This window comes from Rhizobium sp. AN6A, from assembly GCF_900215635.1.
GTDB lineage: Bacteria > Pseudomonadota > Alphaproteobacteria > Rhizobiales > Rhizobiaceae > Agrobacterium > Agrobacterium tumefaciens.
Map to the genome: position 1 here is coordinate 2,108,390 of NZ_OCNC01000004.1, position 16,986 is coordinate 2,125,375.

At 59.9% G+C, this 16,986-nt stretch carries 19 protein-coding genes; 5 read left to right on the forward strand and 14 right to left on the reverse strand.

Annotated elements, in window-relative coordinates; genetic code table 11:
- Positions 1-140 precede the first annotated feature (140 nt).
- Positions 141-761 (forward strand): TIGR00730 family Rossman fold protein, encoded by a 621-nt coding sequence (locus CRO62_RS22940; protein WP_003512311.1) that lies wholly within the window; start codon positions 141-143, stop codon positions 759-761.
- Between the two features lie 194 nt (positions 762-955).
- Positions 956-2,716 carry a peptidoglycan D,D-transpeptidase FtsI family protein gene (locus CRO62_RS22945; RefSeq protein ID WP_097102092.1) on the forward strand — a complete coding sequence of 587 codons (1,761 nt, stop codon included), beginning with the start codon at positions 956-958 and terminating at the stop codon, positions 2,714-2,716.
- A 57-nt stretch (positions 2,717-2,773) separates the two neighbouring features.
- On the opposite strand, the gene rarD is transcribed toward CRO62_RS22945, so the two are convergent.
- The 14 genes from rarD to alr all read right to left on the reverse strand — a co-directional run bounded on the left by rarD (position 2,774) and on the right by alr (position 14,934).
- Complete coding sequence (rarD, locus tag CRO62_RS22950) at positions 2,774-3,682, reverse strand: EamA family transporter RarD (protein ID WP_003512314.1); 909 nt, start codon at positions 3,680-3,682, stop codon at positions 2,774-2,776.
- 215 nt (positions 3,683-3,897) lie between these two features.
- Positions 3,898-4,854, reverse strand: a complete 957-nt coding sequence (gene pip, locus CRO62_RS22955; RefSeq protein WP_097102094.1) for a prolyl aminopeptidase — start codon at positions 4,852-4,854, stop codon at positions 3,898-3,900.
- A gap of 3 nt (positions 4,855-4,857) precedes the next feature.
- Positions 4,858-5,337: a GFA family protein gene (locus CRO62_RS22960; protein ID WP_097102097.1), complete on the reverse strand. Its 480-nt coding sequence runs from the start codon at positions 5,335-5,337 to the stop codon at positions 4,858-4,860.
- The gene (locus tag CRO62_RS22965; protein ID WP_097102099.1) at positions 5,334-5,798 is read right to left on the reverse strand and encodes a GFA family protein; all 465 of its coding nucleotides are present in this window, start codon (positions 5,796-5,798) and stop codon (positions 5,334-5,336) included. Before CRO62_RS22965 ends, CRO62_RS22960 begins: the two co-directional genes overlap by 4 nt.
- Positions 5,795-6,271 (reverse strand): GFA family protein, encoded by a 477-nt coding sequence (locus CRO62_RS22970; protein WP_097102102.1) that lies wholly within the window; start codon positions 6,269-6,271, stop codon positions 5,795-5,797. The genes CRO62_RS22965 and CRO62_RS22970 overlap by 4 nt, the downstream gene beginning before the upstream one ends.
- On the reverse strand, positions 6,268-6,636 hold the full coding sequence (locus tag CRO62_RS22975) for an endonuclease domain-containing protein (RefSeq protein ID WP_097102104.1): 369 nt from the start codon (positions 6,634-6,636) through the stop codon (positions 6,268-6,270). The genes CRO62_RS22970 and CRO62_RS22975 overlap by 4 nt, the downstream gene beginning before the upstream one ends.
- A 257-nt stretch (positions 6,637-6,893) precedes the next feature.
- Positions 6,894-8,279: a cysteine--tRNA ligase gene (cysS, locus tag CRO62_RS22980; RefSeq protein ID WP_097102106.1), complete on the reverse strand. Its 1,386-nt coding sequence runs from the start codon at positions 8,277-8,279 to the stop codon at positions 6,894-6,896.
- A 225-nt stretch (positions 8,280-8,504) separates the two neighbouring features.
- A complete protein-coding gene (locus CRO62_RS22985; RefSeq protein WP_019565381.1) occupies positions 8,505-9,245 on the reverse strand; it encodes an SDR family NAD(P)-dependent oxidoreductase in 741 nt (246 codons plus the stop codon).
- Positions 9,246-9,395: 150 nt separating this feature from the next.
- Positions 9,396-10,889, reverse strand: a complete 1,494-nt coding sequence (gene purF / locus CRO62_RS22990; protein WP_003512343.1) for an amidophosphoribosyltransferase — start codon at positions 10,887-10,889, stop codon at positions 9,396-9,398.
- A gap of 138 nt (positions 10,890-11,027) precedes the next feature.
- Positions 11,028-11,615 (reverse strand): CvpA family protein, encoded by a 588-nt coding sequence (locus CRO62_RS22995; RefSeq protein WP_097102108.1) that lies wholly within the window; start codon positions 11,613-11,615, stop codon positions 11,028-11,030.
- A 95-nt stretch (positions 11,616-11,710) separates the two neighbouring features.
- Positions 11,711-13,111 (reverse strand): DNA repair protein RadA, encoded by a 1,401-nt coding sequence (radA, locus tag CRO62_RS23000; RefSeq protein WP_003512347.1) that lies wholly within the window; start codon positions 13,109-13,111, stop codon positions 11,711-11,713.
- Between the two features lie 5 nt (positions 13,112-13,116).
- Positions 13,117-13,470, reverse strand: coding sequence for a type II toxin-antitoxin system RelE/ParE family toxin (locus CRO62_RS23005; protein WP_323455523.1), 354 nt, complete (start codon positions 13,468-13,470; stop codon positions 13,117-13,119).
- Positions 13,424-13,693 (reverse strand): type II toxin-antitoxin system ParD family antitoxin, encoded by a 270-nt coding sequence (locus tag CRO62_RS23010; protein ID WP_097102110.1) that lies wholly within the window; start codon positions 13,691-13,693, stop codon positions 13,424-13,426. Before CRO62_RS23010 ends, CRO62_RS23005 begins: the two co-directional genes overlap by 47 nt.
- 65 nt (positions 13,694-13,758) lie before the next feature.
- Complete coding sequence (gene alr, locus CRO62_RS23015) at positions 13,759-14,934, reverse strand: alanine racemase (protein ID WP_097102112.1); 1,176 nt, start codon at positions 14,932-14,934, stop codon at positions 13,759-13,761.
- Between the two features lie 86 nt (positions 14,935-15,020).
- Here alr and CRO62_RS23020 point away from each other — a divergent pair, with 86 nt between their 5' ends.
- The 3 genes from CRO62_RS23020 (at position 15,021) to CRO62_RS23030 (ending at position 16,974) form a co-directional block, all read left to right on the forward strand.
- Complete coding sequence (locus CRO62_RS23020) at positions 15,021-15,878, forward strand: AraC family transcriptional regulator (RefSeq protein ID WP_179784605.1); 858 nt, start codon at positions 15,021-15,023, stop codon at positions 15,876-15,878.
- Between the two features lie 92 nt (positions 15,879-15,970).
- Complete coding sequence (locus CRO62_RS23025; RefSeq protein WP_097102114.1) at positions 15,971-16,675, forward strand: AzlC family ABC transporter permease; 705 nt, start codon at positions 15,971-15,973, stop codon at positions 16,673-16,675.
- Positions 16,672-16,974, forward strand: coding sequence for an AzlD family protein (locus tag CRO62_RS23030; RefSeq protein WP_097102116.1), 303 nt, complete (start codon positions 16,672-16,674; stop codon positions 16,972-16,974). The genes CRO62_RS23025 and CRO62_RS23030 overlap by 4 nt, the downstream gene beginning before the upstream one ends.
- The last annotated feature ends 12 nt before the right edge of the window (positions 16,975-16,986 follow it).

Genomic DNA, 16,986 nt, shown 5'->3' on the forward strand with positions numbered 1-16,986 from the left:
ATTGTAAGCTTTTTACACGAGTTGAGATTGCTAGCGTCTTACCTTGCCCCAGACAAGCGGCGTGGCCGTAAAAGGCCATATTTGCAAGGGATTTCCCAAATTTTCTTGACGTGTCGCATCCGGCATAGTTCCTTCCCCTCATGACGGACAAAAATACAGCGATTCGATCCATCTGCGTTTATTGCGGCTCCCAGCCCGGACGTGATCCGGCTCACATGGAAGCAGGCCGCGCGCTTGGGAAATCCATTGCCGAAAACGGCATTCGCCTGGTCTATGGCGGTGGCACCAAGGGCATCATGGGCGCGGTCGCCAGCGGCGTTCTTTCCAACGGCGGCGAAGTAACGGGTATCATACCTGAATTTCTGGTCGATATGGAGGCTACACGCCATTCTCTCGGACAATTGAACGAGCTTATCGTCACCAAGGACATGCATGAGCGCAAACATATGATGTTTGAGCGCTCGGATGCTTTCGTAACGCTGCCGGGCGGTGTCGGCACGCTGGAAGAGATCGTCGAAATCATGACCTGGGCGCAGCTCGGTCGTCACGCCAAGCCGATTGTCTTCGCCAATATCAACGGCTTCTGGAACCCGATGCTGGAACTCGTGCAGCATATGCGCGATCAGGGTTTCATCCATCGCGCCCATCTTCTGAACCCGCTGGTCATCGATGAGGTGAAGGACATCGTGCCCGCCATCATCGACCGGGCGCTTGCGCAGCAGAACCCGGAAGGCGACCCCTCGGTAATCTCCCGTCTCTAGGCATCGGATAAATGTTAACGGGCCGCCACGCGGTTCGTTACAATTTTAAGTGTATATTAATAGAGATTTGACTGCGGCATCGCCCCGCCCGCTGTTTTCATGGCTCCGCGCCCGATCCTGTGCCAGCGTCTACAAGGCGTAGGCTGAGCGCGGAATTTGATTTTCGCCGCCATGATAGCGGGGCTCATTGGGGAATGATTGCTTTTTTGGTGCGGCTGAAAAGCCGGACGCATTTTATTATTCAGAGAAGTCCGTTTCAGGGCAGGGATGCGATCCTCGGTTCCGCTGCCCGCCGCCGGGTGGACGCGAAAAAGCGGCTCGGAATATTGATCGCCGTCTTTGCCGTTATCTATGGCGTCGTTGCGGCGCGACTGGTCCAATACGGCCTTGCTGAACCCATTGCGACCGCATGGATCAATACCGGCGCTACCGCAGTCGCGTCCCGTCCCGATATCCTCGACCGCAACGGCACGCTGCTCGCGACTGATCTCAACATGGTGTCGCTTTATGCGGATCCGCGCCGGATCGTGGACGCGGATGAGGTTGTCGAGAAGCTCGCAACCGTCATCCCCAATCTCGACTGGCGCGAGACGCACCGCAGATTGCGCTCGGACACCGGCTTTCAATGGCTGCGGCGCCAGCTGACGCCGCGCCAGCAGGCCGATATTCTCAACCTCGGCATCCCCGGCATCGGTTTCCGTCCGGAGAAACGGCGCTTCTATCCGGGTGGTCCCGCAGCCTCGCATATCATCGGCCACGTCAATGTCGACAATCAGGGCCTTGCGGGGATGGAACGTTATCTCGACCAGCAGGGCCTGGCCGACCTGCGCGCGACCGGCCTTGCCAGCGGTGCACCGCTGGAGCCGGTGAAGTTGTCGATCGATCTGCGGGTGCAGAACATCGTGCGTGAGGTCGTGCTCAAGGCGAAAACCGCCTATCAGGCGGAGGCTGCCGGTTCAGTGATACTGGATGTGGAGACAGGAGAGGTGCTGGCCATGGCGTCGGTGCCGGATTACGACCCGAACGAGCCTTCCCGCACCCTTGCCGATGGTAGCATCGACAGGGAGTATGAAAAGGGCTGGTTCAACCGCATGAGCAATGCGACCTTCGAGATGGGATCCACCTTCAAGAGCTTCACACTTGCCATGGGACTGGATGCAGGGGCCATAACGCTCAACTCGGTGGTTGACGCGTCGCGGCCCATCCGCATGGGAGGCTTCACCATCAAGGATTTCAAGGGCAGGAACCGCCCGCTGTCGATCCCGGAAGTGTTTCAATATTCATCGAATATCGGCACGGCGGCTGTTGCCGACAAGGTCGGGGTCGAAGGCCACCAGCAGTTCCTGACGAAACTGGGGCTTCTCTCCAGAATGGACACGGAAATGCCCGGCGTTGCCACGCCAACCCAGCCGAGGACATGGAAGAAGATCAATTCCGTCACCATTTCCTTCGGCCATGGCGTTGCCACTACGCCTTTGCAGACGGCGGTGGCGGCAGCTGCGCTCATCAATGGCGGCAGCCTTATTTCGCCGACCTTCCTGCCGCGTTCCCGAGAGGATGCGGCTGTGCTTTCCCGCACCGTCATCAACGGAAAGACAAGCGCCGATATGCGTTACCTTTTCAACTGGAACGGTATCAAGGGTTCGGGCAGGGGTGCGCAGGTGGAGGGATTTCACGTTGGCGGCAAGACCGGAACCGCCGATAAGGTCATCAATGGCCGTTATGCCAAGGACATCAACTTCAACGCCTTCGTTGCCGGTTTTCCGATGCACAAGCCGAAATATGTCGTGCTGACGATGATCGACGCCCCCAGGACCGGCGTAAACGGAGGACGCACGGCTGCCTCGACGGCCGCACCCATGACCCGCGAAATCATCACGCAGACGGCTGGACTTCTCGGCGTCAAACCGCGCTTCGGTTATGACGCGACACCGCAATTGCTGGTCGATTATTGAAGACCCACATTTCCGTGACAGATACGGGAATGTGGAGAGGTGGCATGACGCGAAAGGTTATCGCTTCAGCCGCATCAGGCTCGATGCGGTATAGATCGCCAGCGCCACCCAGATCATTGCAAAGGCCGCCATCCGCACCATGTCGAACGGTTCCTTGAAGATGAAGATGGCGATGAGGAAGATCATCGTCGGCGCGATATATTGCATGATGCCGATGGTCGACAGCCGCAGAAGCTTTGCACCATTGCCGTAAAGAATAAGCGGAACGGCGGTGACGATGCCGCTGGCCGCAAGCAGCCAGGTATCGGTCGCATTGCCGGCCATGAAATGCGCCTGTCCGCTAATGGCAAGCCAGGCCAGCACCAGCACGGCCGGAACGGAAAGAAGCATGACTTCAAGCAGGAAGCCCTGTGTGGCGCCGATTGGCAGCGTCTTGCGGAAGAAGGCGTAAAAACCCCAGGACACTGTAAGCGCGATGGAAACCCATGGCAGGCTGCCCGCATGCCAGGTGAGGATCGCAACGGCCAGCCCCACGAGGCCGATGGCGGCGATCTGCGCCGGATAAAGCTTTTCCTTGAGCAGTACGGCGCCAAGGAAGATGCTGAACAGCGGATTGATAAAATAGCCGAGCGCGGCATCGAGTGCGCGGCCCGCGCCGATCGCCCAGATATAGATGCCCCAGTTGATGCTGATGAGCGCGGCTGTGAGGCTTGCCATGGCGAGCATTTTAGGGGTTTTCAGCGCAGTGCGGATTTCCGCCGTGCGACCGAGAGCGATGAGGACGGCGGCGCCGATCGGCACCGACCAGATGACGCGGTGCACGATGACCTCTATCGGCGATATATGCGCAACCGCCTTCATGTAGATGGGAAGGAATCCCCACAGCAGATATGCGGAGAGCGCGAAAGCAAAACCGCGTGCGCTATCGCCGCCCTCTTGGGCCGGAAGCGTTTTATCGAGTGCCATGGGAGTACCGCCAATTATTAGGGATGGCCCTTCATAACGGATCGGCGTAGCGCGGGCCAATTCATTTCCGTGAAGCGTTCATGAGAAAAACTGCATGAATAAAAGGCGATTTGCCCTTGAAACAGGCGACTTTGCGACAGGAGGGATGATCCACGCACGAAAATCTGCGTGAATCGTTATCTCATCAGGTCGCTTCAAGCATCTGAAAGGCCGGCCTATTTCCCCCCGAAACGATCGGTTGCGCGGATCAGCTGGTCAAGAATACCCGGTTCGCTCAGCGCATGCCCGGCTGCCTCGACAATATGGAAATCCGCCTTCGGCCAGGCCTTGGCAAGCTGCCAGGCATATTTCAGCGGGCAGGGCATATCGTAACGCCCGTGCACGATGACGCCCGGAATATCGCGAAGCTTGTTGGTATCGCGCAGCAATTGCCCTTCCTCCAGCCAGCCGCCATTGACGAAGAAGTGGTTCTCGATGCGTGCGAAGGCGATGGCGTATTTATCCTCGCCGAAATCCTCGACGCGCGCCGGATCGGTAACAAGGGCGATGGTTGCGCCTTCCCATTGGCTCCATGCTCGCGCGCATTCGAGTTTCTTGGCTTCGTCCGTACCGGTGAGATAGCGGTTATAGGCCTGCATCATCTCGCCGCGCTCGGTTTCAGGAATTGGCGCGATGAAGTTTTCCCAGCGATCGGGATACATTTCAGAAACGCCGAACTGGTAATACCAGTCCAGTTCCGGCCTGGTAACCGTGTAGATGCCGCGCAGCACCAGGTCGCTCACGCGTTCGGGATGAGTCTCGGCATAGGCAAGCGCCAGCGTCGAGCCCCAGGAGCCGCCGAAAACCAGCCATTTTTCAAAGCCGCACAGCGCACGGAGCCTTTCAATGTCGGCAACCAGATGCCAGGTGGTGTTGGCTTCCAGTTCCGCATGCGGCGTGGAGCGACCGCAGCCGCGCTGATCGAACAGGATGACGTCGTAAAGTGCCGGGTCAAAAACGCGGCGATGCGTGGGGTTTACTCCGCCGCCCGGACCGCCATGCAGGAAAACCGCCGGTTTCGCACCGCGTGTACCAACCCGTTCCCAATAGATGGTGTGCCCATCGCCAACATCGAGCATGCCGCTCTCGAAGGGTTCGATCTCGGGGTAAAAGCTGCGCAATTCTTCGGTCATGTCTTACTTTCCTTCGGGTGGCCATTCGGCCGTGTCACGATCCGGGTGTTGCCGGTTGTTGACCGGTAGCCGGTTTTCATCCGGCGCAGCTTCCGGCTCGACCGGCAAGCCGTCAAGGTCCCCGAACCAATGCATTTTGCTGTCGAGATTTGATTGCGCCTCGGGCTTTATCAGCTCCGGCTCGTCCAGCGAACCAAGCGTGATGTTGATGAAATCGGCGTCCGGCATGTCATAGAAAAGCGGTGTGCCGCACCGTCCGCAAAAACCGCGCCGCACGTGATCGGACGACTGGAACCACGAAGGCTCGCCACGGGTCATTTCAAACTTCGCGCGGGTACTTGCGGCAAGCGGCATGAAATAGTTGCCCGATGCCTTCTGGCACATGCGGCAATGACACAGATGCGGATAACGCAACCCGCCATCGATCCGGTAACGCACGGCGCCACACTGGCATCCGCCGCTGAAGCTTTCTGAACCGTTCATGCGCGGTCGTCTTCCGGCGGCCAGACCTTGGTGTCGTGGTCCGGGTGCTGGAAGGAGGTGATATCAGCCTCATCGACGCTCTGCTCGATTGCAGGTTTGGAAAACAGCTGCTCGATCCAGGGCATGCGCTTGTGGATATTGACCTGCACCTGCGGTTCGATCCGCTCCGGCTGATCGAAAGCGCCGATCGCAATCTCTACGCCGCCAGGATAATGGTAGGTCAGCGGCGTGCCGCATTTGTTGCAGAAGCCGCGATGGATTTTCGCAGATGAACGGAAGAGGGAAGGCTGGCCGCGCGTCCATGTCAGATGCGCCTGATCGGCGGTGACGAGCGCACCGAAGAAATTGCCGAAATGCTTCTGGCACATGCGGCAATGGCAAATGGAGGGGCGACCGATCTTGCCCGCATGAAACCGCACGGCGCCGCACTGGCAGCCGCCGGAAAAGCCTGTTTCGCTCATCGTTTATTCTCCGGGGGCCAGCTCTCGGTGTCGTGGTCGGGGTGCTGGTAGGAAACGAGGTTGGTCAGGTAGTCGACCGAGGTCAGATCGTCTTCCGTTGGGACGGCGGGTAGCGTGTGGATGCTGTCGACGAAATCGATCTTGCGTTCCACACCCCACTGAATGGTGGGCGGCAAGGCGGCGGGATCGTCGAAAGCACCGGCCGCAACCGCCATGCCATCCGGCGCCTCATAGGTCAGCGGCGTGCCGCATTCGGGGCAGAAGCCGCGCTTGACGACGCTGGAGGACTGGAAACGCTTGGGTTCGCCGCGCGTCCATTCGAATTCGACCTCACGCACCGAAACCAGCGGCGCGTAATAGGCCCCGAAAGCCTTCTGGCACATGCGGCAGTGGCAGACGGAACTGTCTTTCAACTCCCCGCTGGCGCGAAAACGGATCGCACCGCACTGGCATCCGCCGGTGTAGGTGGTCATGGTTGGCTCTCCTTCACCGTTCGGATAATGTGGAGACAGACATTGTCGATGTCTCTGAGGATATCCTCGTTCCAGAAACGGAGGACTGTCCAGCCGTCTTCCTGAAGCCGCGCAGTTCTTGCCTGATCATAGCGCAGTGCCGCTTCAGATGTGTGTTGAGAACCGTCGACCTCAACAATCAGACGATGATCCGAACAGGCGAAATCAACGATAAAGCCGGCAATCGGCATTTGTCTGCGAAAACTTATTTGTTCAAGGCGATGAGCGCGAATGGCATTCCAGAGCTTCAGCTCGGCATCCGTCATGACTTTACGCATCTGTTTCGCATATTGGCGATGCATCGGATCTACGTCTGCATGCGGCATGATATGGCTCGCTGTTTAGTGCCTCAACTTAGATTGGTTGAGGTAACTCAAAACCGCAAGCGGATTGTGGTGACCGTCGGCCCCCCTCTGCCCTGCCGGGCATCTCCCCCACAGGTGGGGAGATCAATCGCGGCGACCGCTCGCCCAACTCTGACGCTGCGGATGGAGCGGGGAGTGTGCTTCTAGCCGATCTCCCCACCTATGGGGGAGATGCCCGGCAGGGCAGAGGGGGGTAAGCCCCAAGCCGCAGCAGCAAATTACCGCTTCAACTCCCAGGTCGTCGTCCGTTCCCCGGTTTCCTTGTCCTTGCCATCCTTCAACTGAATGCCCTTTTCAGAAAGCTCGTCGCGCAAACGATCAGCCTCCGCAAAGTTCTTCGCCTTCAGCATTTCAAGGCGCAGCTGCACCAGAGCATCGACGGCTGAAACGATGGCCTCGTCCACTTCCGCCTTCTTCGGCAATACGCCGAGCAGGGCGGCGCTGGCCGCGAAGGCGGGCAGGCGGGCAGGATCGGTGTTGGCGGCATGTGCCAGCGCGTGAAGCGCCTGCACGGCGGCAACCGTGTTCAGGTCGTCGGCAAGCGCATCTAGCACGGTTTCGTCCGGTGCGGCGTCGGAGGCTTCGGCCGCCGGCCACTTGGCGAGCAGACGTTCGGCCTCTTCGAGACGCTTCACCGAAAAATCGATTGGCTCGCGGTAATGCGTCATCAGCATGGCAAGGCGAAGAACCTCGCCCGGCCACTGGCGGCCGCCGAATTTTTCGGTGTGCAGCAATTCATAGATGGTCACGAAGTTGCCCTCGGACTTCGACATCTTGCGGCCTTCCACCTGCACGAAGCCGTTATGCATCCACACATTGGCCATCACCTGCGTGCCATGGGCGCAGCGGGATTGCGCGATTTCGTTCTCGTGATGCGGGAAGATGAGATCGAGCCCGCCGCCGTGAATGTCGAACACTTCGCCGAGGTAGCGACCGGCCATGGCCGAGCATTCGATGTGCCAGCCCGGACGGCCGCGGCCCCAGGGGCTTTCCCAGCCCGGCTCATTATGAGAGGAAAGTTTCCACAGCACGAAATCGCCGGGGGTCTTCTTGTGGGCTTCCACCGCCACGCGCGCGCCGGCCTGCTGTTCGTCCAGCGGACGTTTGGACAGCTGGCCGTAATCGGCCATCGAGCGGGTGTCGAACAGCACTTCGCCGCCCGCCGCATAGGCATGGCCGCGTGCGATCAGCTTCTCGATGATGTCGATCATCTCGGCGATGTAGTCGGTGGCGCGCGGTTCAACGGTCGGCTGCAGGCAGCCGAGTGCTGCCACATCCTCATGGAACTGGTCGGCGGTCTTTTTCGTCACCGCGTGGATGGCGTCGTTCAGCGGCAGATGCGGATAGTCGCGCAGCGCCCTTGCGTTGATCTTGTCGTCGAGATCGGTGATGTTGCGAGCGTAGGTCACATGGCTTTCGCCATAGACGTGGCGCAGCAGCCGGTAAAGAACATCGAAAACGATGACCGGGCGCGCATTGCCGATATGGGCGAAATCGTAAACCGTTGGTCCGCAGACATACATGCGCACATTGTCGGCGTCGATCGGCGCAAATTCCGTCTTTTCGCGTGTCAGGGTGTTGTGGAGTTTCAGGCGCAAGGACATGCGGGCGTTCCCTAAAGGCAGTCAATTGTCCTGGCCGGACCGTTTGTCTGTTGGACCTTGCGGGGAGACGAAAACGATCTGGCCGGTGGTGAACCAGCAAAAATTATTCAGCAGCAGGTGCAGATCGTTGTTTTCATGCCTTGCCTTATGGCGTGCCGGTGTTTCGCGGTCAAGCGTTTCTCGCAGGCGCCAGAACCACCTTAAGAGACCGCCTTGACCAAAAGCCTATTCAGGCTGGCGATAATCCAGGAATTTGCCCTCGCGTACCACGAAGAGCTTGCCGGTTTCGGTAAGCTCAGGCGAAGCGAGTTGAACAATGGCGGCGGCAACTTCAGAAGGGTGCGGCACGTCTGCGGGGTCTTCGCCGGGCATGGCCTGCGCGCGCATGGCGGTACGTGTCGCGCCGGGATTGATGCTGTTGATGCGCAGCGCGGTTTTATCGGTTTCCGCAGCCCAGGTGCGGGCAAGTGCCTCAACGGCGGCCTTGGAGGTGGAATAAACGCCCCAGAAGGGACGACAGCTATGGGCAGCACCCGAAGACAGGATCAACGCGCGCCCGGCATCCGATCGCAGGAGCAACGGTTCGACCGAGCGGATGAGCCGCCATGTAGCGGTGACATTGATGGTCATGACCCTTTCGAAGACTTTCGCCTCGATATGGCCGACCGGCGAGATGACGCCGAGAACACCGGCATTCGCGACCAGAATATCGAGCTTGCCCCAGCGCTCAAAGATATTGGCGCCCAGCGCATCGATAGCGTTCATATCGGCGAGATCGAAGGGAACCAGCGTCGCGGTGCCGCCGACGGCCTTGATGGCGTCGTCCAGATCCTCGAGGCCGCCGACCGTGCGGGCGCAGGCAATGACATGCGCACCGGCCTTGGCAAGTTCCAGCGCCGTGAAATAGCCGATACCGCGCGACGCGCCGGTGACGAGCGCGATCCTGCCCTTGAGATTGATGGTCATTTTGCCCCCTCCGAAATTCATTCCGCTTGTTTTATGAAGCGCCTGACGCCAACCGCAAGCGATCAAAACGCCGCAGCGGGCACGGTTCCAATGGCCCGCCACAAAAAAGCGGCCACCGGAAGCCGGTGGCCGCTTGTTATTTCAAGACTATCAGCCGTTGCTGGCCAGCACGGAAATCTTGCTGCCCATCGCCTCGCCGTTCTGGTCGAGAAGGCGGGTAGGGTAGTCGCCGGTAAAATAATGGTCCGTGAATTGCGGACGCGCATTGTTGCGGTTCTCGCCACCGACGGCGCGGTAAAGCCCGTCGATCGACAGGAAGGCAAGCGAATCGGCGCCAATGAATTTCGCCATGGCGTCCACATCGGCATATTGGTTGGCGAGCAGCTTGTCTGCATCAGGCGTGTCGATGCCGTAGAAATCCGGATGGAAGATCATCGGGCTGGCAACGCGGATATGCACTTCTTTTGCGCCCGCTTCGCGGATCATCTGCACGATCTTCAATGATGTCGTGCCGCGCACGATCGAATCATCCACCAGCACCACGCGCTTGCCTTCAATCATCGCCCGGTTGGCGGAATGCTTGAGCTTGACGCCAAAAGCGCGGATCTGCTGCGTCGGCTCGATGAAGGTACGGCCGACATAATGGTTGCGGATGATGCCGTATTCGAACGGAATACCGCTTTCCTGCGCAAAACCAAGTGCTGCCGGCGTGCCGCCATCGGGCACCGGAACGACAACGTCAGCTTCCAGCGGCGCTTCCTTGGCAAGGTTCATGCCCATGTTCTTGCGCGTCGTATAGACGTTGCGGCCGCCGACGACGGAATCGGGGCGGGCGAAATAGACATATTCGAACAGGCAGAGACGTTCCGGCTGCGGCTTCGAAGGCTTGCGCGCATCGATGGTGATCGAACCATCAGGCTGAATTTCGCAGATGATGACTTCGCCGTTTTCGACGTCACGCACGAATTTCGCGCCGATGATATCGAGAGCGCAGGTCTCCGAGCAGAAGATCGGCTTGCCGTCCAGCTCACCCATGACGAGCGGGCGGATGCCGATCGGGTCGCGGGCTGCGATCAGCTTGGTGCGGGTCATCGCCAGCATCGAATAGCCGCCTTCCATCTGGCGGATGGCGTCGATGAAACGGTCGGCAGTGGAGCTGTGACGCGAACGGGCGATGAGGTGCAGCACGACTTCGGTATCCGATGTCGACTGACAGATGGCGCCGGTGGCGATGATCTGGCGGCGAAGCGTCAGGCCATTGGTGAAATTGCCGTTATGGGCAATCGAAATGCCGCCTTCTTCCAGCTCGGCAAACAGTGGCTGCACGTTGCGCATCGCCACTTCGCCTGTCGTGGAGTAGCGGGTATGGCCAATCGCGATGGAGCCGGGCAGGCGGGCAAGGGTTGCCGGATCGGTATAATGATCGCCGACGAGGCCCATATGGCGTTCCTGATGGAAGCGCTTGCCATCGAAGGAGACGATGCCTGCTGCCTCCTGGCCGCGATGCTGAAGCGCATGCAGGCCGAGTGCAGTCAGAGCGGAGGCATCGGCGTGGCCAAGAATGCCGAACACGCCGCACTCTTCGTGCAGCGTGTCGCCGTCGATCTCTTCATTGAAAGTGGAATGCGAAAGCGGCTCAATCATCCGGCTTGCCCTTGCTCTCTACCGAGAAAAACGAAAGACCTCTCCGGTGAGCTTGTCTCCCGGTCGGCCTGTCTGTGTCGTGCTTGATATTTAGCACAAATAGCGCGCCTTGCATGCATTGCAAGGCGCGACACTGTGTCAATTATTCGTTGCCGGCGCATTTGTCGCCGGTGCATCTTCCGCAGGCGTCTGCGCGGCTGCCGGTTCCTGCGGTTTTCCGAGGATACGGGCGCGGATCTGCGGCTCGATATCGTCAGGCAGGACCGCCTCCAGCTTGCCCACCAGCCCGTCGAGGAAAGGCTTGGACTTGGCCTGTGTTACCCATTGCGGCTGCGTCTTCACATCCACCAGCCAGTTCCAGAAGGCAACCGCGACGACCAGCAGCAGAATGCCGCGCGCTGCGCCGAACAGGAAACCCAGCGTGCGATCCAGCGCACCGATGCGGCTGTCGATGATGAAATCGGCAATGCGCGAGGTGATGAAGGAAATGACGACGAGGGAGATGAGGAAGACGACGCCTGCCGAACCGGCGATGGCGATCTTGTCGTCATCGGTATAGTTGCGTGCATAGGGCAGCAGGATCGGGAAAAGATAATAGGCGGCGGCGACCGAACCGGCCCAGCTCGCGATGGACAGAATCTCGCGGGAAAAACCGCGCACCATCGCGAGAATGGCGGAGAAAAGAACAACGGCGATGACGATGCCGTCGAAAATTGTAATGGGCATATACCAACTCCGGAGGTGCGACGCCCTGTCAGGCGCTGCCTTGCCAATTGTGCGATCCTCTTACACCACTGTTTCCCTTGGCGAAAGGATCAATCTTAGTCGTCCTCAACCTGTTTGAACCGGTTGCCGGAACCGGCGATGCGCGCCACGAGGTCCGGCAGGCTTTCTATTTCCGTCCAGCGCCCCTTGCCCGCTTTCGGCAATTCAGCCGAAGCAGACGGCAGAAGTGCGGCGGAGAAACCGAGTTTTTCAGCTTCTTTCAAACGCTGGCCCGTATGCGAGACGGGCCGTACCGCGCCCGACAGGCTGATCTCGCCGAAATAGACGCAATCGGCGGGCAGGGCAAGACCGGCAAGCGAGGAAACCAGCGCAGAGGCTATCGCCATATCCGCAGCCGGTTCGGAAATGCGGTATCCGCCGGCGACGTTCAGATAAACGTCGTGCTGACCGAGCTTCACGCCGCAATGGGCTTCCAGCACGGCAAGGATCATGGCGAGCCGCGAACTGTCCCAGCCGACCACGGCGCGGCGCGGCGTGCCGAGCGAGGTGGCCGCGACCAGCGCCTGCACCTCGACCAGAATGGGACGGGTGCCCTCCATGCCGGCAAAGACCGCGGCGCCGGGAGATTTCTCATTGCGCTCGCCAAGGAACAGTTCGGACGGGTTTGAGACCTCGCGCAATCCGCGGTCGGACATTTCAAACACGCCGATCTCGTCCGTCGGCCCGAAGCGGTTCTTGACGGTGCGCAGAATGCGGTAATGGTGGCCGCGGTCGCCTTCGAAATAAAGCACGGCGTCGACCATGTGCTCCACCACGCGCGGACCGGCGATCTGGCCTTCCTTGGTCACATGGCCCACCAGCACCATGGTTGCGCCCGTCTGCTTGGCGTAACGGATCATTGCCTGCACGCCGGTGCGCACCTGCGTTACCGTGCCGGGAGCAGAATCGGCCGTGTCGCTCCATAGCGTCTGGATGGAATCGATGATGACGAGATCGGGGCGTTTGCCCTCGGAAATCGTCGCCAGAATATCCTCGACATTGGTTTCTGCCGCCAGCAGCACGTCGGTTTCAGCCGCACCCAGCCGCTGGGCGCGCAGACGCACCTGCGCTACCGCTTCTTCGCCAGAAACATAGATGACGCGATGTCCGCGCCGCGAAAGGGCCGCCGCCGCCTGCATCAGCAGGGTCGATTTGCCGATGCCGGGATCGCCGCCGATCAACACCGCCGAACCGCGCACGAAACCGCCACCGGTTGCCCGGTCCAGTTCGCTGATGCCGGTCGGAATGCGCGGTGCCTCCTCGATCTCGCCCGAAAGCGCCGTGAGCGCGACCGCCCGGCCCTTTTTCGGCGTCTTGCCGGGGCCGGAGCCGATGCCGCCCATCGGGTCTTCTTCGACGATGGTATTCCACTCGCCGCAGCCTTCGCATTTTCCCGCCCAGCGGGTATGAACCGTGCCGCAGTTCTGGCACACGAATTGGGTCTTGGCTTTGGCCATCTATGTCAGTTTTCTTCTTGTTTGAAATCTTTGGCGGAATTGTCCTGGTGGCCGTGCAGCAAGCGCAGAACGGTTAGATCGGCCTCGTCAACACGAAAGAAGATGACGCGCTCGCGAAAGGTAATGCTGCGGAGCCCGGCTCCATACCCGCTTCTTGAGACGCCGGACGAGCCGAGCGTCGCTATCGATTCGATTTTGTTGAAGATATCGAGAACGAGGCGATCCGCTGCAACGGGATTTTCGGTTTCAATATAGGCATGGTCTTCGGTAAGATCGCGCCTTGCCCGCGTGGTCCAGATTGGGGTCCGGATTTTAATGACCGGTCCCCGTTTTTTGCTGCGCGGAAACGCGTTTGATATCGCTCAGGAAGTCGTCTTGTGAGGCATAGCGGTGAACCCGGCCGGCTTCAGCGTCGCTAATGCCCTCCTGTATCAGCAATTTAAGCGCGGCTCTTTTTCCTTCATCGCTGCTCAGCAATTGCAGGCTCGCATGAATAACGGCGTCCGCATCGCTATAGACACCCGCAGCCACCTGCTCTTCGATGAACTTTTTGTCCTGCTCGCTCAAATGGATTTCGGGCATTTCGATCTCCTTTTGTTCTCTTTTAGCACAGGTCGCTTCCGCTTTCCAAGAGCTAAAGACGTGGTTCAGTCGTCAGCCATCAGATATTGCCGCTCGTAGCGCAAACCAAGCCCCGTCAGCATTTCGTAACCGATGGTGCCGGCGGCGCGCGCCACCTCATCGAGCGGCACTTTCGGGCCGAAAAGCTCGATATAATCGCCGGTGCGGACGGCGTTTGCCGGTATGTCCGTGATGTCGAAAATGGTGAGATCCATGGTTACACGACCGGCGACCGGCGCCTCGTGGCCGTTGACTATGCCGTAAGCGCCGCCATGCCCCATTTCGCGCAAGGGAATGCCGGAACCGGAAAGCGACCGCTGGTATCCGTCCGCATAACCAACGGAAGCGATGGCAAGGCGGCTTGCCCGTTTCAGCAAATAGGTGCCGCCATAGCTGACGGTCTGGCCTTCGCCGGCCTCGCGAATCTGGATGATCCGCGCTTCGGCCTTTGCGACGGGCCGCATCGGGTTTGCCACATCGTTGATTGCCTCGCCGCCGTAAAGGGCGATGCCGGGGCGGGTGAGATCGAAATTGTAATCCGGTCCCAGAAAGATTCCGGCAGAGGCGGAAAGGCTTGATTCGATACCTTCGAAAGCGGCGCTAACCTTGTGGAATGATTCGAGCTGAATCCTGTTCATCGGCGAAGACGGCGTGTCGGCGCAGGCGAGGTGGGAGAGCACCAGAACCGGATCGAAACTCGCCGGCCGGGTCACGTCGTCGGCCAGAAACAGCGCGTCGTCCAGCGGCAGGCCAAGCCGGTTGAAGCCGGTATCCACATGCAGCGCGCAGGGGTGTTCGCCGCGTTCGGCAACCGTCGCCATCCAGAAGGAGAGCTGTTCCTCCGAGGCCAGAACCGGCACGAGATCATTGTCGAAGACCTGACGCTCCTGGCCCTGCCAGATGCCTGACAGCACGAAGATGCGCGCTTCCGGTGCATAGGATCGCAAGGTCGCACCTTCGGACATCGTGGCCACGAAGAAGTCGCGTGCGCCGGCATGGTAGAGCGTCGCGCCGCAATCCTCGATACCGAGCCCGTAGGCATCCGCTTTCACGACGGCCGCCGTCCGCGCCTTGCCGGACCGCTTTTTCATGTCGCGCCAATTGTCGGCAAGCGCGCCGAGATCGACGGTCACCCTCAGCGGCGCATGTTCGAAAGCGTCGGTTTCGTGTTCGGGAAATGTGTCTTCGAAGTCGTCTGTCATGCCATGCGTCCGGTTGATTTGGAACCGGTTCGGACCCTAGCACTTTTGTTCAAGACGGTAATGACCGATTGGTTTAAAGTCGTTCTATGCACAATGTTTCGCAGGAACAGGCCATAGACGTCATGCCGGTTGCAGCGACGGAAACGACGCGTTTCTGGCGCGACCCACGTTTTGGCGGCATGGAATGTCTGAGCGCGACGTTTCTGACACATGAATATTCGCCGCACGCGCATGATACCTTCTCGATCGGCGCGATCGAAAGCGGCTCGCAGATTTCCACCATTCAGGGCACCAGGGAACAGACCGGGCCGGGGCATCTCTATCTCATCAATCCGGACGAGATTCACGATGGTGCGCCGGGTGGCGGCGGTTATCGTTATCGGATGATCTATCCCGACGCAGCGCTACTGCGTGATATTATCGAGGATGTGACGGGCAGGGCTTTCCATGGCATGCCGTCCTTTCCACGGTTTCTGCCGCGTGATCCGCAGATGGCGGCCGCTTTTCAGATGGCGCATCGGAGGCTGGAGGCCAAGTCCGGCGCTCTTGAGGCAGATGAGGGCATGTTCTCGGTTCTGGCGGCACTGTTCGGCAGGCATGGCAGCGCCGTTATCCTGGCCGTTGAAACCCGCGAGAAGACGGCGGTCTATACCGCTCGCGACTATCTCTCCGATAATTACGAGACCGATATCGGCCTTGAGGAACTGGCGTCCATCGCCGGTCTCAGCCGCGCGCATCTCATCCGGGCCTTCCGCAAGGAGTTTCATATCACCCCGCACGCCTATCTGACGGATGTGCGCATAAGGCGCGCGCGCCGTCTTCTGCGTTCCGGCGAAACGCCGGCCGAGGTGGCGGCGCTGTGCGGTTTTGCCGATCAGGCGCATTTTACGCGGCATTTCAAGGCACGTACCGGCGTCACACCGGGACAATTCCGGACGGCGTGATTTTGGTGGCCATTCCGAAGCGCAACGTCACTTTCATTCAAGACTGGAAAAACTTGCGGGCGTAATCGCATGTCTCTGAAAAGGAGAATGCAATGTCCGTACTGGAAAAACGTGCAGAGCTTGGCGCAGGACTGAGAGCTGCGGCACCCCTGGTGGTCGCCATGGTGCCGATCGGCGCCGTGTTCGGTGCAGTCGCGGTCGGCAAGGGATTGTCACCGCTGGAAGCCTCGCTGATGTCGATTCTCGTCTTTGCAGGTGGCTCGCAATTCGTCGCCATGGATCTGTGGACGCATCCGGCAAGCTGGAGCGCGCTCGGTTTTGCCGCGCTGCTGGTCAATCTTCGCCATGTGCTGATGAGCGCTTCCATCGCCGGCAAGCTCGATGACTTTACCGGCTGGCGAAAATATGCGGCCATGCTGGTGCTGACGGACGAGTCCTGGGCGCTATCGGAATTCAGGGCAGTTGCCGGCAGGCTGACGGCCGCATTTTTCACCGGTGCTGCGCTTTCGATTTACCTCGTCTGGAACCTCGCCACGCTCACGGGCGCACTTTTAGGCTCGGTGATGGGGGACATGACGGTCATCGGTCTGGACTTCGCTTTTCCGGCCGTCTTCATCGTGCTGCTGATGGGGTTCTGGAAGGGCAGGGAAACGGGCCTGGTGCTGCTGGCAAGCGCTGCCGCCGCGTTTGTCACGCACGCGCTGGTCCCAGGCGCCTGGTACATAGCCGCCGGTGCGCTTGCGGGGCTTTCCGTCGCAGCCTTCGGTCGCGAGGACGAGGTGGAGCAGCCGGCATGACGCTTGATACCAACACCCTGCTGGCGATCCTCGCCATGATGGCGGCCACCGTCGCTACGCGTCTTGGGGGTCTGCTGCTGGTCAATCATTTCACCCTGACGCCGCGTCTGAAAAAAGCGCTCGGCGTGGTTCCGCCTGCCGTCTTGATGGCTGTGGTGACGCCAACGGCATTCTCAAGCGGAATGGCAGAAACAATCGCCTGCGCGGTGACGGCAGTCGCGGCATTCCGCCTCAGCCTGCTCCCAGCCGCAACGCTCGGCGTCGTCACCGTTGCGCTTTTGCGCGGAATCGGATTGTGAGGCAATCCCGCC